The sequence below is a fragment of the Christensenella hongkongensis genome, from assembly GCF_000981035.1.
GTDB classification, from domain to species: domain Bacteria; phylum Bacillota; class Clostridia; order Christensenellales; family Christensenellaceae; genus Christensenella; species Christensenella hongkongensis.
Window position 1 is genome coordinate 23,471 of the sequence record NZ_LAYJ01000115.1, and the last position, 21,233, is coordinate 44,703.

16 protein-coding genes are annotated in these 21,233 nt (G+C 46.1%); all 16 read right to left on the reverse strand.

The features are described 5' to 3' along the window. Positions 1-33: 33 nt before the first annotated feature. Complete coding sequence (locus CHK_RS12170) at positions 34-1,530, reverse strand: sugar ABC transporter ATP-binding protein (RefSeq protein ID WP_046444349.1); 1,497 nt, start codon at positions 1,528-1,530, stop codon at positions 34-36. A 44-nt stretch (positions 1,531-1,574) separates the two neighbouring features. Then, positions 1,575-2,348: an SDR family NAD(P)-dependent oxidoreductase gene (locus CHK_RS12175; protein WP_046444350.1), complete on the reverse strand. Its 774-nt coding sequence runs from the start codon at positions 2,346-2,348 to the stop codon at positions 1,575-1,577. A 219-nt stretch (positions 2,349-2,567) separates the two neighbouring features. Then, positions 2,568-3,788 (reverse strand): ROK family transcriptional regulator, encoded by a 1,221-nt coding sequence (locus CHK_RS12180; RefSeq protein WP_160295655.1) that lies wholly within the window; start codon positions 3,786-3,788, stop codon positions 2,568-2,570. 411 nt (positions 3,789-4,199) lie between these two features. Further along, positions 4,200-5,369 (reverse strand): carbohydrate kinase family protein, encoded by a 1,170-nt coding sequence (locus CHK_RS12185; protein WP_046444352.1) that lies wholly within the window; start codon positions 5,367-5,369, stop codon positions 4,200-4,202. Between the two features lie 139 nt (positions 5,370-5,508). After that, positions 5,509-6,876, reverse strand: coding sequence for a citrate/2-methylcitrate synthase (locus CHK_RS12190; RefSeq protein WP_046444353.1), 1,368 nt, complete (start codon positions 6,874-6,876; stop codon positions 5,509-5,511). A 290-nt stretch (positions 6,877-7,166) separates the two neighbouring features. After that, positions 7,167-8,339 carry an NAD(P)-dependent malic enzyme gene (locus CHK_RS12195; RefSeq protein WP_046444354.1) on the reverse strand — a complete coding sequence of 391 codons (1,173 nt, stop codon included), beginning with the start codon at positions 8,337-8,339 and terminating at the stop codon, positions 7,167-7,169. A 16-nt stretch (positions 8,340-8,355) separates the two neighbouring features. Then, entirely contained in the window at positions 8,356-9,312 is a 957-nt protein-coding gene (locus CHK_RS12200; protein WP_046444355.1) for an L-lactate dehydrogenase, read from the reverse strand. 570 nt (positions 9,313-9,882) lie between these two features. Next, positions 9,883-10,596, reverse strand: coding sequence for an NAD-dependent protein deacylase (locus CHK_RS12210; protein ID WP_046444357.1), 714 nt, complete (start codon positions 10,594-10,596; stop codon positions 9,883-9,885). A 138-nt stretch (positions 10,597-10,734) separates the two neighbouring features. Next, positions 10,735-11,985: a competence/damage-inducible protein A gene (locus CHK_RS12215; protein ID WP_046444358.1), complete on the reverse strand. Its 1,251-nt coding sequence runs from the start codon at positions 11,983-11,985 to the stop codon at positions 10,735-10,737. A 14-nt stretch (positions 11,986-11,999) separates the two neighbouring features. Then, positions 12,000-12,914: a glycosyltransferase family 2 protein gene (locus tag CHK_RS12220; RefSeq protein WP_046444359.1), complete on the reverse strand. Its 915-nt coding sequence runs from the start codon at positions 12,912-12,914 to the stop codon at positions 12,000-12,002. 104 nt (positions 12,915-13,018) lie between these two features. Further along, on the reverse strand, positions 13,019-13,564 hold the full coding sequence (gene rbr / locus CHK_RS12225) for a rubrerythrin (RefSeq protein ID WP_046444360.1): 546 nt from the start codon (positions 13,562-13,564) through the stop codon (positions 13,019-13,021). A gap of 84 nt (positions 13,565-13,648) precedes the next feature. After that, the gene (purB, locus tag CHK_RS12230) at positions 13,649-15,079 is read right to left on the reverse strand and encodes an adenylosuccinate lyase (protein WP_046444361.1); all 1,431 of its coding nucleotides are present in this window, start codon (positions 15,077-15,079) and stop codon (positions 13,649-13,651) included. A 198-nt stretch (positions 15,080-15,277) separates the two neighbouring features. Further along, positions 15,278-15,772 (reverse strand): TspO/MBR family protein, encoded by a 495-nt coding sequence (locus tag CHK_RS12235; protein WP_235811549.1) that lies wholly within the window; start codon positions 15,770-15,772, stop codon positions 15,278-15,280. A 177-nt stretch (positions 15,773-15,949) separates the two neighbouring features. After that, positions 15,950-18,415 (reverse strand): alpha-ketoacid dehydrogenase subunit alpha/beta, encoded by a 2,466-nt coding sequence (locus CHK_RS12245; protein WP_046444363.1) that lies wholly within the window; start codon positions 18,413-18,415, stop codon positions 15,950-15,952. A gap of 66 nt (positions 18,416-18,481) precedes the next feature. Beyond that, positions 18,482-19,846 carry a dihydrolipoyl dehydrogenase gene (gene lpdA / locus CHK_RS12250; RefSeq protein ID WP_046444364.1) on the reverse strand — a complete coding sequence of 455 codons (1,365 nt, stop codon included), beginning with the start codon at positions 19,844-19,846 and terminating at the stop codon, positions 18,482-18,484. Between the two features lie 9 nt (positions 19,847-19,855). After that, positions 19,856-21,088 carry a dihydrolipoamide acetyltransferase family protein gene (locus CHK_RS12255; RefSeq protein WP_046444365.1) on the reverse strand — a complete coding sequence of 411 codons (1,233 nt, stop codon included), beginning with the start codon at positions 21,086-21,088 and terminating at the stop codon, positions 19,856-19,858. Positions 21,089-21,233: the final 145 nt, after the last annotated feature.

Here is a 21,233-nt window from a genome sequence, read left to right on the forward strand (position 1 = left end):
ATAAGTACCTCCCGTTTCATATGATCATAAACTTTAGCTGTTCATCCCGGTTGCATAACTCATGATAGCCTCCGGTGTTACTTCTTTTTTGTTGAAAATGCCGGCGATTTTTCCTTCGTGCATCACTATAATCCTGTCGCTCATACCCATTACCTCGGGAAGCTCGGAAGAAATCATGATAATGCCATACCCCTGCGCCACCAATTCATTCATAAGCTCATATATCTCCGCTTTTGCGCCTACGTCGATTCCGCGTGTCGGCTCGTCAAAAATCAATATCTTCGATTCGCTTGCCAGCCATTTTGCGATAACAACCTTTTGCTGGTTACCGCCGGAAAGATTCTGTGCGAGCTGCTCGATAGAAGGTGTTTTAATGAGCAACCTTTCAACGTAATCGCCAACGAGGGCGCGCTCTTCCTTAAATTTGATTGCAAAGTTATGTTTGTTTTTTGCAAGCGAAGTCATTGTAACGTTTGCCTCGATCGACATCAGCAGCACAAGCCCCTGCTCTTTCCTGTCCTCCGGAAGAAAACCGATGCCAAGCTGCAGCGCTTCTTTTGGAGATTTCGGAATTTTGTGACGTTCGCCATATATTGTCATTTCTCCTGAATCTGCACGATCAATTCCAAAGATTGCCCGTGCCATTTCCGTCCGGCCCGCACCGACAAGCCCGGAAATTCCAAGTATTTCACCACGGTGCAGGTCAAAGCTGATATCCTCGAACACTCCCGCTGCCGTTAATCCGTCTACAGAGAAAATTACTTCCCCTATTTCATTGCTGCGTTCCTTGAAACGTACGTTCACAGTACGGCCAACCATCATGGAAAGCACCTCGTCGATCGTCGCTTCAGACGTCTTCATAGAGCCTATGTATTCCCCGTCGCGCAGAATGCTGATTCGGTCGGATATTTCAAAAACTTCATCAAATTTGTGCGATATATAAAGAATGGATACTCCCTTCGCACGAAGGTCTTTAACGATTTGCATCAGTGTCGCAACTTCATGTTCGGAAAGCGATGAAGTCGGTTCGTCCATAATAATCAGTTGTGCGTTCATGGTGAGCGCCCGCGCAATTTCTATGAGCTGCTGTGTCGCCACGGTGAGCGACGCGACCTGCGCGGTTGGAGCAACATCCACCTTGAGCTGTGCGAGCACTTCCTTTGTCAGCTCATTCATCTTTGCCCAGTCAATCAATCCATTTTTTTTCCTGGGTTCACGCCCCAGGAATACGTTTTCTGCAACGGACAGGTCCGGGCAAAGTGTCAGCTCCTGATAAATGGTAGAAATACCAGCCTGCTGCGCCTCCCACGGCTGATGAACGTCAAGGGGTTTCCCTTTCCAGAGTATTTCCCCAGACCATCCGCCCAGAGCGCCTGTCAATATCTTGATCAACGTGGATTTGCCAGCTCCATTTTCGCCTACCAGCGCCAAAACTTCGCCCTCGCCGATTTCAAGCTGTACCTTATTAAGCGCCAGCACTCCCGGAAATTCTTTTGTGATATCGCTTAACTGTAACAACGCATTTGCCACTTGTTTTCACCTCTCAATAAAATTCTGTTGCCAAACTCAGTGGATTACCATACCATATATCCGCCGTCTACCTGAATAATCGTGCCATGCACATAATTGGAAGCGCCGGATGCAAGGTAAATAAGCGTACCCGCCAAATCCTCCGGATTTGCCATCTTCCCAGCAGGGATCATACCAAGCGCTACGTCATAAAAGTCCGGATCTGCCGCAAAAAATTCTTTATTCGGATCGGTCATAAAATACCCTGGAGCAATCGCGTTTACGTTAATGTTGTATTGCGCCCATTCAGCTGCAAGCGCCCTTGTGAGTCCGTCGATCGCCTGTTTGGATACGTCGTAAGATCCGCCATGCACGCCTTTGTTGATTACTTTGCCGGATATGGAGGACATATTGATGATTTTGCCCTTGCGGTTCTTGAGCATGACCTTCCCAACTGCCTTCGCGCAAATAAAGCTGCCGTTCACATTGATGTCAATCACCTTTTCCCATTCTTTCAGGCTCGTGTCCTGCGGCGCTTTATTCAGTCGTCCTATGCCTGCGTTATTTACCAGAATATCAATCGTTCCATATTTTTCAACACACGCGTCGACTGCTTTTTCAACTTCCTGCTCGTTCGTAATATCTGCAAAATAGCTCATTACGTCATAGCCGGCCTGTGTCATTTCCTTTTCTGTCTGTATAAGGTCTTCCTTCTCAAAAGACAACAGGCAAACCTTTGCTCCTGCTGCTGCGAGCGTGTTTGCAAACATTTTGCCAAGTCCCTTGCTTGCTCCGGTTACAAATGCAACCTCTCCTGTCAGGTCAAAAAAATTCAACATGAAATAAACCTCCTAGAATGAATATCATTTTTGAGAACAGTAAAGACAACTATCAATTTTTACGAATACGATTATTGGTTTTGAAATGGCCTCTTATATTGGGATATCTTTTCCAAGCAACGCCATTTCGTTAGAAATTTGTACACTTTTCAGATATGCCGTTAAAATAGACCTGTTTGTTGATGAACGATTTTCAACGCCTCCTTTGGATTTCTTGATTTAGCTAATCACTTCTTTGATAATCACCTGGTTGAAAGCATATTCCTTCAATGCCTGTATACCGCCGATCAGCTGCGCGTTTTCTCCATGCACGCTGAGCCTGATATCGGGCTTGAAAAGCCCCAGTCTGGAGAACATTTCATTGAGGGAAGTCAAAATGTATTGGTTCCCCGTCGATATGCTCCCGCCGATTACGATCAGCTCCGGATTGATCATCAGATCGATATTAATGATGATCATAGCCCATGCTTTCAATGTTTTATCAAAAACCTTTTTTACGTCCTGATCTCCCTTTACAGCCGCTTCCTCTAATAGTTCAAGCGTCATTGTATCGGTGTCCTGTTCCTCCATGACCTGTTTTAATAACCCGCATTTACCTGCCCTTAGCTCATCCTCTATACGGTTGTAAAGCGTTTGCAGGCTTGCTTCAGATTCAAGCTGGCCTTTGCCTTTCACATATTCCTCGAAAGAACAGTTATTGTCAAAATAGGTTTGCCCTACCTCTCCCGCATAGTTTCTTCCGCCTTTTACAAGATTGTTATCGATCATTATGCCCATACCGATTCCGGTGGATTGTGTGATCGTAATATATGCCATATCCTTTACAAAAGGATATACGGAAGCTTTTTCGCCTACGGTTGCCAGCCACGATACATTGTTTACGATAACCGGCACTCCCAGAATGCGCTCGGCATAATCGAAAAACCGCGTGTCGCTTAAAAGATATACATCTGGAATTTTATGTACCATCCTGGACTTGGGATTGATAACGCCCGGCAGCGAAAACCCTGCCGCCAGAATACGCAGCGACCTTTGAGCGTTCATACCAATAAGCTCGTTTTTTACCTTTTCGATAATCGCAAGAAGCTCTTCGAGCGTACCCTGTTGATTGTATTTAATACTATACCTTCCCGCAACGTGTCCCCTGATGTTAATCAGATATCCATAAATTACCGATGAAGTCATATAAAAATGGATCATGTAGCCATATTCATCATTGATACTGAATAACTCCGGGCTCCTGCCCTTTTCCGTTTTTTCCTTGCCTAAATATTTAATCAGTTCTTTGTCTTTTAGATTCCGAAAAACCCGGCTGATTGTTGCTGCGCTGATTCCAATCTTTGAAACGATATCAGATGCAGAAACTTTTTCATGGGAAATCAGTTCATCCAGAATCTGTAACTGATTTCTGTCTTTTTCGGATAATTCCAGTTTGCTCATATCCAACATAACCATTACCTGCTTCTCTGCTTTTTCTGCATTTCATTTTAGTAATTGACCTAAGCAATACAAAAGATGTTCTGCAGATTTTGTTTCTGTATTTAATTATAATCGTCATTGATTGAAAAGTGATAGTGTTTTTATAAAATAAACATCTCTGTCTGTTTACATTTTTATCATAATATGAAATGCTCACAAAGTCAAGCATTATTTTTATCATGAAAATATATTGGGAGTATGCTTGCAATACGCTTTATAAATGTGATTTTTTGCATTTATATATAATTTCATTAAAAAATTAATTTAACATTTCGAAATCTGTTTTTATTAAAATATACCTTTTCAGTAAAAAGGGACAGTATGAAAATAGCATTCCATACTGCCCTTTCTTTGTGTTGTTTTTATGAAAAATTATTTAACGTAAAGTTTACGCGCTTCATCATATGTAAATAAGCTTCCGGTATAGTCTACGGGACGTTTTTCCCATCCCGCGTCAATTCTTGCGCGTACTTCTTCAAGCCTTGGAATTGCTCCGGTTGCGGAGAAATCTGTAACACAAATCGCTCCGGTTGCACAGGCAGTGTCGATGGCGTCATAAGGCGAATACCCTCTCAGGAGCGAAGCCAGAAAACCTGCTACACTGGTATCTCCTGCGCCAGTGGTAGATTTCATATCTTCTATGTAATAAATACCTGAGAACAGCTCCTTGTCCGCCCATGCGTCAACATCCGCAGGCGCGCCGTTGCCCATTGCGGCAATCTGATCCGCGTTTGCCGTTTTGACATAATAGCCAAGCGTGCCGCATTTGATTACAACGATTTTAGCACCCATGTCCATCAGTTTCTGTCCCAGTTCCGCAATATAATCCACTTCGATGTTAACCAAAACATCGTCGTCAAGCTGCTTGAGCCTTTCAAATTCCGGCCTGTCCAGCATAATCAAAGTTTCTTCTATACTGGGCATGATGATATCGGTATAGGGCAGCGTACTTTTAAATATTTCTTCCCAGTCCTGCAAGGCAGCCTCAGAAGAGGGATCCGGATAAGCGGTATCTACAGAGGTCGTGACGCCCGTTTCCTTTGCTTTTTTGAGAATGGCAATCATCTCTTCCCCACCATTGCGATAGAGGCTCCTCATGAGCGGAGGATAGCCAAGGTGCATAATCTTCGCGTCTTTTACCACCGAAAAATCGATATCGCATGCACAAAATGTTTCGTTGACTGCCGGATTATGCAGGAATATACGGTCACTGCCCGGAAGAGACAGCACAACCGAATAAGAAGAGCTCTCGCCTTTTGAGACGGCCAAAAATTCCTTAGGCCCGCCACTTTCCTCGAGAAGCTGGCCAATAATCCCCCCAAGGATATCATCTCCAACCTTAGCCATCAACGGCGTATTCATACCCAGCTTAATCAGCCCGATTCCGGTATTTGCTACACTACCGCCCGTAGAAAAAACCATATCTCCTACGTCGTTTTGTTTTCCTGGTACAAAAGTTTTTTTGATTCCCTCATTATGTTTTGGAAATTTTGGAGTCATATCAAGACAAATATGACCTGCACATACTACATCATATTTCATTTCACATATCCCCTTTTTCTCTTGAAAGTAATATCCGTCCGCATATTTTTATGCGGACGGGTTTTATGATTATGTTATAATTGTCATTCAACGATCCTGCATACATATTATCCCCGGTCTGCTAAAGCCGGACTGTTATTTAGCCCCTTTGATCCAAAGGAATATACGGACGTTCCTCCTGGACATTTTTATAAGCCGGACGAATAATCTTACCGGCGTTGGAAAGCTCCTCAATACGGTGCGCGCTCCATCCCGCAATCCGGGCGATTGCAAAGATTGGCGTAAACAGCTCTGTAGGAAGCTTCAGCATGCTGTATACAAAACCGCTGTAGAAGTCCACATTGGCGCTTACTCCCTTGTAAATTTTCCGTTCCTTGGCAATTACCTCAGGAGCAAGACGCTCTACGAGCGAGTACAACTGGAATTCTTTGGAAAGCCCTTTTTCTTCCGAAAGATTCTGGACAAAAGACTTGAAGATATCCGCTCTCGGATCAGACAGCGAGTAAACCGCATGTCCCATCCCGTAGATCAAGCCAGCTTTATCAAACGCCTGTTTGTTCAGGAGCTTTGTAAGGTAATCCTTTACCTCGCTTTCGCTCGTCCAGTCGCTGAGGTTCTTCTTCATGTCCTCAACCATTTGTACGACCTTTATGTTTGCACCGCCGTGCTTCGGTCCTTTCAGCGATCCCAGCGATGCGGCTACCGTGGAATAGGTATCCGTGCCGGAGGACGACACTACGTGCGTTGTAAACGTAGAATTGTTACCGCCGCCATGCTCTGCGTGCAGCACGAGTGAAACGTCGAGAATATGCGCCTCAAGCTCCGAATATTTGCTGTCCGGACGAAGAAGGTGCAAAATATTTTGTGCGGTGGAAAGCTCAGGATCCGGCACGTGGATGAATAAGCTCTGTCCGTCATGATAATGGCGGTAAGCCTGATACCCATATACCGACAGCAGCGGGAACAGCGCAATAAGCTGTAACGATTGCCGTAATACGTTTGGAATGGAGATGTCATTTGCCTTATCGTCATAGGAATAAAGCGTCAGCACGCTTCTGGCAAGCGTATTCATCATATCCTGGCTGGGGGCCTTCATAATGATATCCCTGACAAAACTCGTTGGCAGCGTTCTATAATGCGCCAAAAGCTGTGTGAAATCCTTAAGCTCTTTCTTGTCGGGCATTTCACCTACGAGCAGCAGGTAAGCGACTTCTTCAAAGCCGTATCTCTTTTCCTGTATAAAGCCTTTTACAATATCCTTGATATTGATTCCCCTGTAAAAAAGCTTACCTTCGCAGGGTACCATTTCATCTCCCTGCGCAATAAAAGACTGGATATCCGAAATCCGGGTAAGTCCTGCAAGGACACCTTTCCCGCTGATATCCCGCAATCCGCGCTTAACCTGATATTTTGTATAAAGTTCAGGATTGATGACGCCCGTCTGATAGATACGTTCCGTTAAATCGAACACTTCCGGTGTGATATCTGAGATGTTTTTATTTTCCATTCATTTTTCCTCCCGTGTTTCAAAATTTTAATATATAATAATGGCAAAAAACCAGCCGCACCCACTTTCGAATCTATGGGCGGCCTGCAATAAGCTTGGATTGTCCGCAAATTGCGCCTGCGGAGAGCTTACGCGGTAAAACAATCGAAATTCTACTGTAAAAAAAATATATAGTGTTATTATACTATAAAAAAATGCCTGTGTAACGTCTTTTTTTATTCGTTTTAAAAACAAAACAAAAAAAAGGCCGGAGAAAAGATGGTTTCCCCGGCCTTTTTTGTCATGTTTTATCAGATGCGGCTTACGCCTGAATCTTTTGCCGCCTGTGCAACAGCTTTTGCAACTGCCGGCGCAACACGTTCGTCAAACGGTGAGGGGATCACATAATCAGGCTCAAGCTCCGATTCTGTGATCAATCCTGCAATCGCATAGGCTGCGGCGATTTTCATCTCATCGTTAATGTCGCTGGCGTGTACGTCAAGCGCACCCCGGAAAATACCAGGGAATGCAAGTACATTGTTGATCTGGTTCGGAAAATCGCTGCGTCCGGTTCCGATGATGGCTGCACCGGCTGCTTTCGCGAGGTCAGGCATAATTTCCGGAACGGGGTTCGCCATCGGGAACAGGATTGGGTTTTCCGCCATGGATTTCACCATAGCTTCCGTCAGTGTTCCGGGAGCGGAAACGCCGATGAATACATCCGCGCCTTTTATCACTTCCTCTATACTTCCCTTTTTCATTTTTTTGTTGGAAATTTCGGCCATTTCCTTTTTCTCTTCATTCAGGCCGTCCCTTCCCTTATAGATCGCACCGTGCCTGTCGCACATCACAACATCTTCCAGCCCCATTGCCATAAGCAGCTTGATGATGGCAATTCCTGCAGCACCTGCGCCGGAGGTTACCACGCTGATGTCATGGATATCCTTCTTCACAAGCTTGAGCGCATTGATAAGCGCCGCAAGGGTAACCACGGCAGTACCATGCTGGTCGTCGTGGAAGATTGGAATATCACAGCGTTCTTTTAGCTTGCGTTCAATTTCAAAACAGCGCGGCGCACTGATATCCTCCAGATTGATGCCGCCAAAGCTTCCCGCGAGGAGCGCTACCGTATTGACAATGTCGTCAACTTCTTTGCTGCGGATGCACAGCGGGAACGCGTCTACATTTCCAAACGTTTTAAACAGGACGCATTTTCCTTCCATAACAGGCATACCCGCCTCCGGGCCGATGTCTCCAAGACCAAGAACCGCAGTTCCATCCGTCACAACGGCAACCAGGTTATGCCTGCGCGTATAGACGTATGAAAGAGATGGATCTTCCGATATTTTGAGACAGGGCTCCGCAACGCCCGGAGTATAGGCGATTGACAGATCATCCTTTGTTTTTAAGGGAACGCGGCTGATTACCTCAATCTTACCTTCCCATGCTTTGTGCATTTCCAATGCTTTTTCTTTAAAATCCATAGTGAAGTCCTCCTTTTTAGTCATTTAGTATAGAAATTGATTTATGCAAGAATGTTTTCATGGTTTTCGCCGATAATTTCAAATGCTCCATTTCATCGTCATTGATGTGCAGGTCGATTACCCGTTTGATCCCCGCATAGGTAACGATACATGGCAGGCTGATCGCCACGTCGTTAAATCCGTATTCTCCGTTCAACACATGGGATACAGGCAGTACGGTATGTTCATCCTCCAGTATGGATGCAACAATACGCGACGTCAGCATTGCAACCCCGTAATAGGTGGCGCCCTTCAGCTGGATAACCTCCGCTCCGCCTCCCTTTGTCTGTTCGAATATTTCCTCGCGGTTAATTTTAACCTTTTTGTTGTCTGTCAGGAATTCATCAAGGCGTTCTCCGCCTATCGTGATCGTAGACCAGATCGGCACCTGCGTATCGCCATGCTCCCCAAGGATGTAAGCGTTGATGTCACGGATATCCGCGTCAAAATGCTTGCCAAGTAAATAACGGAAGCGGGACGTATCCAAAATAGTGCCGCTGCCAATTACCTGCGAGGCGGGCAGCCCTGATTCTTTTTGTGCGACATAGGTCAGCACGTCAACGGGATTGGAAACGATCAGCATGATCATATCCTTATTGTTTTTTGTTGCCTGCCGCGCAATATCGCGCATTACCTTCACGTTTGTCTGGGCAAGCTCCAGGCGCGTCTGGCCCGGTTTACGGGCAATTCCTGCCGTAACGATTACGATCGACGCATCGTCGCAATCTTTGTACGTTCCCATTTTGATCGAAAGCTGGCGGAAAAACGCGATTCCGTGATTCATGTCCAGTACATTCCCCTGCGCCCTGTCTTCGTCGAGGTCGATCAGCACAATATCCGAGCTGAGCCTGCGAAGCATAAGCGTGTAAGCAACAGTAACGCCCACGTTTCCAGAGCCAATTACAACGATCTTGTCTTTTGTTTTTTCCCTCATGATTTTTTTACCCTCTCACCTAATAAGATTAATACGATATTTTAATAAACCTAATTTGCCCCTCAATGCAAAAAAGATATACCGACATCCCCGGAAATTTCATTCTGTTTGTGGATATACGAAATTGAAATAAAAGAAAACAGTATAACCCCAAGGGACAATACTGCAATAACGTTCCAAATATTAATTGCCTTTTGAAGCTGCATCTCTTCTTCTCTGTCAAAATAAGAGAGAATGTTTTTTTGAAAAGAAAGCTTCGAAATATCCTTCTCCGATTGTGAAGCACTGAAAAACGGATTTAAAATATCGCTTGTGATAAAAATGCTTTCTGCAACCTGCGTCCTGCCCTGGAACGGTTTTTCTTCCTGGTCATTCGCCGCAAAGGACGCGCAAATGCAAAATAGCGACACAAAAACAAAAGCAATAACAAGTGCGTATATGAACAATTTATGGTGCTTTTGAATTGTAGTCACGAATGCGGTCTGCCTCTCCAAAAAATATTCGAAAACTTCCACATATATATTATGGCCCAAGTTTTTGTAAATATCAAGTGCAAAGAAACATTAATTCCTATAATTTCGAAAATACGTCGCCAATCTTATCAGTAACCAGCAAATCCGCCCTGTGATCGAATGGCGTTGCGCTCTTATTGACCAATACAAGCTTAGCTCCCATATAATAATCAACGAGTCCAGCAGCAGGATATACGGCAAGCGATGTCCCGCCGACAATCAACATATCTGCGCTTGCAATACAGGACACAGATTCTTCCAGCACATCGCTGCGCAGGGATTCGCCATAGAGCACGACATCAGGCTTTACGACTCCCCCACAGCTGCAGCGCACAATTCCTTTGCTATTAAGCACATATTCTGTACCATAGAACTTTCCGCAATCCATACAATAATTTCGGTGAACCGAACCGTGCAGCTCCAGAACATGTTTTGAGCCCGCAGCCTGATGCAATCCGTCAATATTTTGTGTAACAACAGCAGAGAGCTTCCCTTCCCTTTCCCATGACGCAAGCTTTTTGTGGGCGGAATTTGGCTTAGCCTCAGGCAGAAGCATTTTGTCCCTGTAAAACTCGAAAAATTCTTTCGTATTGGCCATAAAGAAATCGTGACTCAAAATCGTCTCCGGCGGATACCTGTATGTCTGATGGTAAAGACCGTCCACGCTGCGGAAGTCCGGAATTCCACTTTCTGTAGAAACGCCTGCCCCGCCAAAAAATACGATCCTGTTACTGTCTTTCACCATTTCTTTCAATTCACGGATTTGATCCATCGTGCTTACCTCGTTTCAAAATATGGCGGATTGTTACCACCATTTATTTGTATGCTAAGATAAATTCCGGTTCACAGAACGTTGACGGAAGAAAAAATGAGGATAGCTCAACCCCCCGCGCCAAAATATGACTTAATCTCAATAATTTTCCTTCAAAACCGAGAGAACCAGTTTAAATACATTCTGCGCGGTCATATGGCGGACATATTCACGCTCATCGGCTTTATGGTAGTTGAGCTCCAGCTTAATCACTTTCTGAAAACGTTCGCTATCGATGGCAATGTAAACAAGCCCCACGGGTTTTTCAGGCGTACCTCCACCCGGTCCTGCAATTCCAGTCGTGGAAACTCCAATATCCGATTTCGCAAGCCGCCTGACGCCCTGCGCCATTTCCTTTGCAGTCTGCTCCGAAACCGCGCCATATTGTGATAACGTTTCCTCAGAAACACCCAGAACGCAATGTTTGATGTCATTGGCATACGAGCATACCCCGCAACCAAAAACCTTGCTTGAACCGGGGATTTGGGTGATGCGTTCCGAAATCAAGCCACCTGTACAGCTTTCCGCAGTCGCAATCGTAACATTTTTCCTGATCAACTCCTCTACGACAGCGGTCTGCAGGTTTGCAACGTCAACACCGTAAATATATTTTCCGACGATATCCTCAATATTTTTGATCACCGGTGCAATCATTTCTTCGCACTTTTGCTTTGTATCCGCAGCGGCCGTCACACGCAGCGTTACCTCGCCCTGTTTCGCATAAGGCGCAATCGTAGGATTTGTACTGTTTTTCATCAGGCTGTACAGCATATCCTCCACACGCGATTCCCCAAGTCCGAAAACCCTGATGTTGTGCGAAACCAACACTTTATCCGAAAATCCCATCAGGTATGGAATCACCGCGTGCCGGAACATTGGACGCATTTCCGCGGGAGGCCCCGGCAGCAGAACCGCCGTCTTATCGTTTTCCGATATGGCAAGCCCCGGAGCTGTACCGTTATCATTGTGGAATATTTTAGCTCCAACAGGCATCATTGCCTGTTTTTTGTTGTTTTCCGTCATGGGACGCTTTAGCCTGTCGAAAAAATCTGTAATGCTCTTAAGGGATTCCTCATCGAGCGCCATTTTTTTGTGGAAATATTCGGCAACGGTCTCCTTTGTGAGATCGTCATAGGTTGGCCCAAGGCCGCCTGTCATCACAACGATATCGGCGCGTGAAAACGCAAGCTCAAGGCTTTCCTTCAGCCTGTCGTTGTTGTCGCCGACAACGGATTGGTAATACACGTCAATCCCGATATTGGCAAGTTCTTTTGCAATATATGCCGCGTTGGTGTTGACAATATCGCCAAGCAGCAGTTCAGTCCCAACACATAAAATTTCAGCTTTCATCTTTTCTTACTTCCTTATCCATAAATTATTTGACCGATCTTTCGGTACGCACCACTTTTATACAGATGATATTTCGAGAGCAGCTGTATACGTCTCCACACACTGCACGTTTTAAGGCCTGTAAACACATTGATCAACTCTTTTTGCTCCGGCGACAGTTTGTCTTCATAGGCCTGTAAAAAAGCATCTGCCTGCGCGTAGGTTTTTTCGATAGATTCCCGTATTCCCTGTGTATTGGAGAGCTTTTGCCTGAAATATGAAGCGCTCTTCACATCCTTTGCGCCAACCTCGTTTGCCGTATGCTGCCTGTAATGGATGCGGTTAGGGGCGACCACAATATGGCCAAACGCAGAAGCGATAAGGCCAATCCACCAGTCGTGCATCAACGCCCGGTCGCTTTGCCTGATCATATCCACCAGTTCACGGTTCATCATCATCGTACAGCCCGTTATATTGTTCTGGGGTAAGAGCTGGTTCAGATACAGCCGCTCCGCGCTCAGTTTTTGCATCGAAAAAAGCGAAGGATTGATAACAGAGCCTTTATCATCCACTACGGTGAGATCCGAATGTGCAAGGATTGCCCCGCCAAAATCCCTCTCGGCTCCCTTCAGCGTTTGTAACGTAAGATTTACCTTGTCAGGCAGCCAAATATCGTCCTGGTCTGCAAACATTACATAATCGTCCTTTGCATAACGGAGCAGCTCAAAAAAGTTATCACGGGCATTCCCGATGCTTTTTTGATCGTCTGCCACTGTTATTTTTTGTGGATGGCTTTGCTGGAATCCCTCCAAAATAATTGGCGTTGCATCCGTTGAACCGTCGTCCCTGATATAGATATGAAAATCCTGTATACTTTGGTTCAGCAGCGAATGAAGCATCTCATGCAGATACGCTTCTCCGTTATATGTTGCAAGTAAAATATCGACCATATTTGTCTCCCGAATTTGTTTTCCCTATCTAATTTATCACGGTTGTAAGCAAAATAGAAGAGCAAAATAAAAAAGAGCCGAAGCTCTTTTTTATCAGATTTTTATCAATAATTGTCTTCCATCAACTGGAAATAGGCTTTCGGATGCTGGCATACCGGGCATTTTTCCGGAGCAGCTTTTGATTTTTGGATGTGTCCGCAGTTGATACACTGCCAGAGAACTTCCGTATCCCTCTCAAAAACTTTTCCGTCTGTAATATTGTCTGAAAGTGCGAGATATCTCTTCTCATGCTCTTTCTCAACGCCTGCCGCGCCTCGAAACTCTCTTGCAATGTCGGTGAATCCCTCTTCTTCCGCAATCTTGGCAAACGAAGGATACATTTCTGTCGTTTCGTAATGCTCGCCTGCCGCAGCATCTTTCAGGTTTTCAATCGTGTCCGGGATTTTATTATCCGGATGCAGCCATTTGAACCAAAGCTTTGCGTGCTCCTTTTCATTGTCAGCTGTCCAGGAAAAAATATTGGAAATCTGAACATAACCGTCTTTTTTCGCCTGTGAAGCATAATACAGATACTTCATGTGCGCCATAGATTCCCCTGCAAACGCATCCTGCAAACATTTTTCCGTTTTTGTGCCTTTCAAATCTTTCATGATACATACACCTCTATTGAAATAAATTCATGTAATAGTTACATTAATTTTAATATAACCGCATAAAATGCTCCTAAACAGGTTTTACACGCTCACATTACCATGCAACGACAGCTTTCCTTCATAGAGGTCCAGAACCGGATCGGCTACCTCAGCTATAAAATCCGATACCTGCACATCGGCAAGGCCGATAAAATTCTTTGGATCCATCAACGCGTCGATCTCCTCAGGCCCCATACGGAACGCCTTATCGCCCTTGATCAGGTCGATAAGGTTATTATTAAGGCCTTCCTCCTTGACACGCGCACCGGCCTGCATGGAATATTCACGTATTTTTTCGTGCAGCTCCTGCCTGTCCCCGCCGCGCTTTACCGCGTCCATCAGAATCGTTTCCGTTGCCATAAACGGCAGCTCTTCCCCAATACGTTTTGCAATCACCTTTGGATAAACCACCATGCCGCTCGATACGTTTAAATAAATGTTGAGCACTGCGTCAAGTGCCATGAATGCCTGCGGGATCACAAGCCGCTTGTTTGCGCTGTCGTCAAGCGTGCGTTCAAACCACTGCGTAGAGGCCGTTATCGCAGGGCTGGACGCGAGGCTTATAATGTAACGCGCAAGCGAACAAATGCGCTCAGAACGCATGGGGTTGCGTTTATATGCCATTGCAGAAGAACCGATCTGCTTTTTCTCGAACGGTTCCTCAACTTCTTTCAGGTTTTGGAGTAACCGCAGGTCATTTGCAAACTTATATGCGCTTTGTGCGATTGACGACAAAAGATCAACAACAATACTGTCGAATTTACGCGGATAGGTCTGCCCTGTCACCGCAAATACTTCGTTGTAGCCAAGCTTGCCCGCTACCTTGCGCTCCAATTCCTTAACCTTCTTTGCGTCACCTTCAAACAAAGTCAGGAAGCTTGCCTGCGTGCCTGTCGTTCCCTTCACACCGCGCAGCTTTACCTGGGATTTTACATAGCGCAGCTGCTCGTAATCCATAATGAGATCCTGCATCCACAACGTCGCGCGTTTGCCTACCGTCGTGAGCTGCGCGGGTTGGTAATGCGTAAAACCAAGCGTAGGCATATCCTTATACTCAAGCGCAAATTCCTTTAAACGGGCAATCACGTTCACAAGTTTGATTTCAATCAAATCAATCGCCTGGTCCATCACAATGATATCCGTATTATCGCCAACATAGCAGCTTGTTGCTCCAAGATGGATAATCCCCTTGGCAGAAGGGCATTGCACGCCGTAGGCGTATACATGGGACATTACGTCATGGCGCACCTCGCGTTCACGCTTTTCGGCCACGTCGTAATTGATATCCTCCGCATGGGCTTTCAATTCATCGATCTGCTCCCGCGAGATCGGCAATCCCATTTCATGTTCTGCCTCCGCAAGCGCAATCCAGAGCCTGCGCCATGTCTTAAACTTCATATCATCCGAGAAAACATGAGCCATTTCACGGCTTGAATATCTTGTAATCAGGGGATTTTCATAAACATCTTTCATGTGGTTCCTACCGCCTTATTTTTAATTTAATACGATACTATTGTATCGGTTTTACAAGCTGTTTTCAAGAAACAAAAAACCGTACCCTTCACGGGAACCGTGGAATATCTTTACAGCGGCAAATAAAAAACCCCTGGAAATACTTTTGTAAAGGACTTCCAGGGATATCGTTTTTTACTGGCATTGATCTGTCATCTTTTAATTTAAAATATAAATTGCCAGGTTGAGGTATGCGGCAAAGGAAAGCCATACAAGATATGGTATTTGCATATTTCCCGCTATAATATTAATTTTCCTGAAGGAACGAATCATAGAAAATACGAGAATCCACTCAAAAATCAACCAGAAAAATGCGAACAAATATAATCTCAAATTAAAGAAGAAAATCATCCAGAAAAAATTGACGGCCAACTGCACGACAAAAAGGGTGAGGGCCCTCTTGCGTGTTGGTGCAACCGACTCATAGATCATATAGGAAGAAATCCCCATCAGTACGAACAGAATCGTCCAAACGATCGGGAATGCCAGCCCGGGTGGCGACAGCGGCGGTTTTATAAGCTCGTTTACATAAATATCCATACTGCTGCTTGTGATTATCCCTGAGGCAATCCCCGTCCCCAGGCTGATCAGCAAACAGACACCCAACGCTTTCCAGTCTATCCCTCTTCTTGACGTCATACTCATCGTATTCATAACAAATCATCCTCCTTTTTTAAGCTTGATTGCATTTTAATAATGTCCTGAAATAATTGCAATAAACCAAAAGCACGATAATTTAATCTTTCGGGATGTCTGCTTTTCCAATACAAAAGACCTCCCTTCAACCGATATAAAAGGAGGTCTTTTTCATAGAATAAATACCCGTTTTGGTTACACTCCAAGCTTGTTCCTGCGGTCCATTTCAGCCGTTGAGAAGGAACGCCCCGGCGTATAACCCGCGAGCGGTTTTATTTTTTGATGGTATGCGTCGAGGAACCAGTCTGCCTGCGGGAAAAAAGCATCTTCCAGTTCATAAACAGGCGTAATCCAGTTTCTCGCGCCGAGCACAACCGGAGGCGCATCAAGGTAGTTAAACAGGGCTGACGTCACATTTTGGGCAAAGTCGTTGACGATAGAGCCCTTTTGACATGCGTCGCTTGCAATCATCAGCATTCCTGTTTTCTTCACAGACGCCATTACCTTTTCAAAGTTGAAAGGTACGATACTCCTTGCATCGATTACTTCCACGCTGACGCCATACTCCTTTTCAAAGATATCGGCTGCTTCGAGCGCTTTATACAATGTTCCTCCAATGGTCAGTATCGTAAGGTCCGAGCCCTTGCGCTTTACATCCGGTTCGCCAATCGGGATTTCATAATATCCTTCCGGTACCCCGCCCTCATGGAAAAGCTCTCCCATTCCATAAAGCGACTGGCTTTCAAGGTAGATAACAGGATCCGTACCTGAAAGAGCGGAATTCAGAAGTCCTTTTGCATCGTAGGGAGTGACCGGGAAAACGATCTTAAGCCCCGGAACATGAGCGCACAGGCTCGACCAATCCTGTGAATGCTGTGCGCCGTATTTTGCGCCAACACCCATCCGCAGCACAACAGGCATCTTGATCTGCCCTGCTGTCATACCCTGCCATTTCGCAAGCTGGTTTAATACTTCATCTCCCGCGCGGCCCAAAAAGTCGCAATACATAAGCTCCGGGAGCGCACGTCCGCCCATCATGGCATAGCCGACGGAAGCGCCTACGATTGCCGATTCAGAAATCGGCGAGTTGAACAGCCTGTGATATGGCACTGACTTATCAAGGTCTTTATATGTTCCATATGCGCTTCCCCAAATACGCAGGTCCTCGCCGAAGGAAACCAAAGTCGGATCTTCATAATATTTATCGAGAATCGATTCAAAAATCGCATCGCGGATTTGGACCACTGCGGTAGACGGCAGTTTTTTGCCATCCTTTACACCGTTCCTGCTTTTCTTTTGCAGGCGCTGTACGCGCGGGTTGTCTTCCTTTGAACCCCATACTTCGGGTTCGCCTTCCCGCATTTTTGGCATATGTTCGTTGGAATACATATACCTTTCAATACTGTCCGGCTGCGCGAGCAAATCCATACGCGGGGAAACCTGCTCGTCGATTGCCAGCTTGAACACCGAAAGGATCATATCGCGTACATCGTCCCTCATTTGCTGTGCCTGCTTTTTGGTCACAATCTTATTTGAAATCAACTGCTTTTCGTAATCTGCAATCGCGTCCTGTTCCTCCCAGGCGTGAATTTCCTCCTGCGTACGGTTCGGGTTTGCGTCCGAAGTGGAATGCCCGCACAGGCGGTATGTGATCACATCGAGGAGCGCAGGACCTTTTCCTTCCTCCAAAAGCTTCTTTTTACGGCGCATAGCGTCTATCACGGCAAACACATTGAAGCCGTCGACGCGCTCCGCGTGCATCTGGTCTGGATTGATCCCCGCGCCGATGCGTGCAAGCACATCATACGCCATGGTCTCTCCATGCGTCTGTCCGCCCATACCATAACCGTTATTGTTGAAGTTAAAGAGGATTGGGAGGCCGCCTTTATATCCTTCCTCCCAAAGCGTATGATATTGATCCATGGATGCAAAGGTCATGGATTCCCATACGGGACCGCAGCCAAGCGATCCGTCGCCAGCATTTGCCACGATAATTCCCTTTTGCTTCGCATTCTTTTTATACAGAGCGGCGCCTGTTGCAATCGGTGCGCTTCCGCCTACGATTGCATTGTTGGGATAAACGCCAAACGGAATGAAAAATGCGTGCATGGAATTTCCAAGGCCTTTTGCAAAGCCGTTTTTCCTGCCGAATATTTCCGCCATGATTCCATAAAGATAAAAACGTTTCGCCATTTCCTTAGAATCAAAGTCAAAATGTTCCTTTACAACGTCATATTGGGCGCCTTCACAGGACGCCTCCATGATTTCTTCCAGGTCTTTGTCGCTTAATTTACGCAGCGCGGAAAAACCTTTTGCAATAAGCTCCGCATGGCTCCTGTGCGTGCCAAATACCGCGTCGTCACGATCCAGTAAAAACGCCTGCCCTACCGCAACACTTTCCTGTCCGATTCCCAGGTGTGCAGGGCCTGAATAATCGTAAGCAACGTCGTTATATTTTCCGGTCAGGCGCAAATCCTGCATCATCGTTTCAAATTCGCGAATTGTCAACATATCGGTAAATATATTTTTCAACTGCTCCTTACTATACTCTTCCAGCACGTCTTTCATTCTCTTCTGATACTGGTTAAGCGGGATATCCTTAAATTTGGCAACCCCTTTTGCCCGTAGCTTATTCGGATCAAGATACAATTCCTTCGTCATAATATAAACCTCCTGTTTCATGTGCGGCAAGCCGCACAGATAGCCATTCAAATTCCTCTTAACTGCTCAGCTGAAAACCGCTTCGCGTATAATTTCGCACACCGTAGGATGAGGAAATACGGAGCGCCGTATGCTTTCCAATGGTATTTTGTTCTGAATCATCAGGGTAACTGCATAGATGATCTCAGATGCGTAAGCACTCACCAGCGACGCTCCAACAATGATCTGTTTTTTCCTGTCTATCACCAGCTTGCAGAATCCTTCGCTCATCCCATGCTCTGCAATGTGTCTTCCGCTCATATTGATTGTCACCTTTTTGATCTGGATATCCATGCCGGTATCCCGCGCCTGTTGCTCCGTCAGTCCTGCAAAAGAAACCTCCGGTTGGGTATAGATCACTCCGGGGATTGCGGAATAATCCATCCAGTCGGCAATTCCGATTATATTGTTGACAGCGACTTCCGCTTCGCGGTAAGCAACATGAGCCAGCATATATTTTCCATTGACGTCGCCGGCGGCGTAAAGTCCGGGGATATTGGTTTGGCACCGTTCATCCGTAACGATCGCACCGCGTTCTGTATACACTCCCAGCTCTGTTAGCCCGGGAACATCTGTAACAGCCTTCCTGCCTACGCACATCAGAAGCTTATCGTATGGCAGCTTGATCTGTTTTCCGTCCTGCCCGACAAGCGCAGTATTGTTTGAAACGTCGCATACGCGGCTTTTCATATGGAACCTGATTCCTTTTTTCTCCAGTTCTTTTTGCAGAACTTCAGCTGCGTCTTTATCGATTGGGCCTCCTGCCTGTTCGAGCATTTCCACAACAGTTACCCTGCTGCCGGCAATATTGAAATACGCCGCCATTTCAATACCAATCACACCAGCTCCCACAATTACGAGTTCCTTTGGAATCTCTTTTAAATCCAGAATTTCCCTGCTTGTAAGTACGCTGCCATCTAAAATTCCTTCCGATACGCCCGGAATGCCGGGGATAACAGGCTCCGAACCTGTCGCCAGGATCACCGTTTTTGCCAGAAATTCGTTGCTTTCACAGGAAATGACAAATCCCTGCGTTTCTTTTCGAATGGAAGCGTCCGCGTAAAACACATCCGCTTTCTTTCTTTTCAGCGCGGCAGATACGCCCCCAACCAGCGTTTTGATCACGGTTTCTTTCCGCTTTACCACTTCCTCATGATGAAGCTGGGCGTCCTTGCAGGTAACGCCGAACGTTTTACCTTCCCCGGATGCGTATTCATATAGCTTTCCGGAATATAACAGCGTTTTGGTTGGAATACACCCTTCGTTCAGGCAAACGCCGCCAACCTCCCTTTTTTCAACAAGCAATGTGCAGAGCCCCGCTTCGCTTGCGCGCTCTGCGGCAAGATAACCTGCCGGGCCTCCGCCGATTACCGCAACGTCGTATTGTTTCATGCCTGCCTCCTATACCAGCTCGTCAAACCGCTCGAGATTCTTGCATACCGCGCGCAAAAAGCGTGCCGAGGGCGCGCCGTCCACCGCCCTGTGGTCATAAGTGAGCGATAAGCGCCCCTCCGGGTAATACAGCAATCCCTCATCCGTCTTTTTGACCGCATAGCCGATTGCATCGATACCGATGATGCCTACCTGCGGCGGATTCAGTATCGGAGTAAAGCCCGTTACGCCAAAGCTGCCAAGATTTGAAACCGTAAACGTCGCAGCGGACATTTCATCCGGCAGGATGCTGCCGTCCCTGCATTTTTCCGCGAGCTCCTTGAGCCTTTGGGATAACTGTGGCAGGGATAAATCCTGTGCTTTTTTAATCGTTGGAACCATCAGTCCGCGTTCTGTATCAACGGCGCACCCAAGGTTTACATCTTCAAAATACAGTAATTTTTCATCACTTACCATATGCGCATTCATATAGTCAAAATCCTTTAATGTTTTTGCCACTGCGTAAAGGATCATGTCCGTAATGGTAATCCCCTTTTCCGGGCCGGGCGACAGCTTCAGCCATTCGCGGTATTTCTGGATTTTGGATGCGTTATAGCTCATATGCGAGGTAAGCTGCGCCGTACTCGCAAGTGAGTGCATCATGTTTTTGGCAATGACGCGGCGAATGCCTGATAGCTTTATCTCTCTTACGCCATCCTTCATTTCACACTGATTCTGCGGAATAACGGGTTCCTGTACTACAGATAGTTTGGAATCCGCTGCCACTGGTTTCCCCATCGCTAAAATTACGTCCGCTTCCAATATGCGTCCTTCAGCACCGGAAGGAATGATTCCGGAAGTATCAACTCCATTTTCCGCAGCGAGCTTTTTTGCGCGTGGGGATAGAAACGTTTCCTGCTCAGGCTCTGCAATTTTTTTCTCTGGCATTGCCGACGGTTCCGCTTTTTCTTCATTTGCCGTAATCGCAGCTTCAGTCGGCTCCTGCGCACCATCCGCAGCCGTTACTTTGCTTACGTCTTCACCCGGTTCGCCGATCACGCATACCGGCGTCATGACGGGAACAACATCATAATCCCCATAAAAACACTTTAATACAACGCCCGATGATTCCGCATATACGGTCATGGACGACTTATCCGTCTCAATAGAAAAGAGTCCGTCGCCTTTTTGTACCCTATCGCCTTCCTTTACGAGCCATTCCCCAATTACACTGGAATCCTCGTTCAGACTTAATCTTGGCATATTTACTATTTCCACCGTTCTTGTTACCTCCGCCTGATTTACATAGATTTTTGTTACGGCTGCAGTATATCACACCTTAAATAACGGGATGTGATTTTTGCATGATTCCGCACAGAATTTCAAAAAAAAACGCTTTCCTGCAACG

Bases quoted from the DNA above. Each gene is read 5' to 3' on its own strand.
- CHK_RS12175 (WP_046444350.1), bottom strand. From the start codon at position 2,348: ATGTTGAATTTTTTTGACCTGACAGGAGAGGTTGCATTTGTAACCGGA.
- CHK_RS12180 (WP_160295655.1), bottom strand. From the start codon at position 3,788: ATGAGCAAACTGGAATTATCCGAAAAAGACAGAAATCAGTTACAGATT.
- CHK_RS12185 (WP_046444352.1), bottom strand. From the start codon at position 5,369: ATGAAATATGATGTAGTATGTGCAGGTCATATTTGTCTTGATATGACT.
- CHK_RS12190 (WP_046444353.1), bottom strand. From the start codon at position 6,876: ATGGAAAATAAAAACATCTCAGATATCACACCGGAAGTGTTCGATTTA.
- CHK_RS12195 (WP_046444354.1), bottom strand. From the start codon at position 8,339: ATGGATTTTAAAGAAAAAGCATTGGAAATGCACAAAGCATGGGAAGGT.
- CHK_RS12200 (WP_046444355.1), bottom strand. From the start codon at position 9,312: ATGAGGGAAAAAACAAAAGACAAGATCGTTGTAATTGGCTCTGGAAAC.
- CHK_RS12210 (WP_046444357.1), bottom strand. From the start codon at position 10,596: ATGGATCAAATCCGTGAATTGAAAGAAATGGTGAAAGACAGTAACAGG.
- CHK_RS12215 (WP_046444358.1), bottom strand. From the start codon at position 11,985: ATGAAAGCTGAAATTTTATGTGTTGGGACTGAACTGCTGCTTGGCGAT.
- CHK_RS12220 (WP_046444359.1), bottom strand. From the start codon at position 12,914: ATGGTCGATATTTTACTTGCAACATATAACGGAGAAGCGTATCTGCAT.
- rbr (WP_046444360.1), bottom strand. From the start codon at position 13,564: ATGAAAGATTTGAAAGGCACAAAAACGGAAAAATGTTTGCAGGATGCG.
- purB (WP_046444361.1), bottom strand. From the start codon at position 15,079: ATGAAAGATGTTTATGAAAATCCCCTGATTACAAGATATTCAAGCCGT.
- CHK_RS12235 (WP_235811549.1), bottom strand. From the start codon at position 15,772: ATGAATACGATGAGTATGACGTCAAGAAGAGGGATAGACTGGAAAGCG.
- CHK_RS12245 (WP_046444363.1), bottom strand. From the start codon at position 18,415: ATGACGAAGGAATTGTATCTTGATCCGAATAAGCTACGGGCAAAAGGG.
- lpdA (WP_046444364.1), bottom strand. From the start codon at position 19,846: ATGAAACAATACGACGTTGCGGTAATCGGCGGAGGCCCGGCAGGTTAT.
- CHK_RS12255 (WP_046444365.1), bottom strand. From the start codon at position 21,088: ATGCCAAGATTAAGTCTGAACGAGGATTCCAGTGTAATTGGGGAATGG.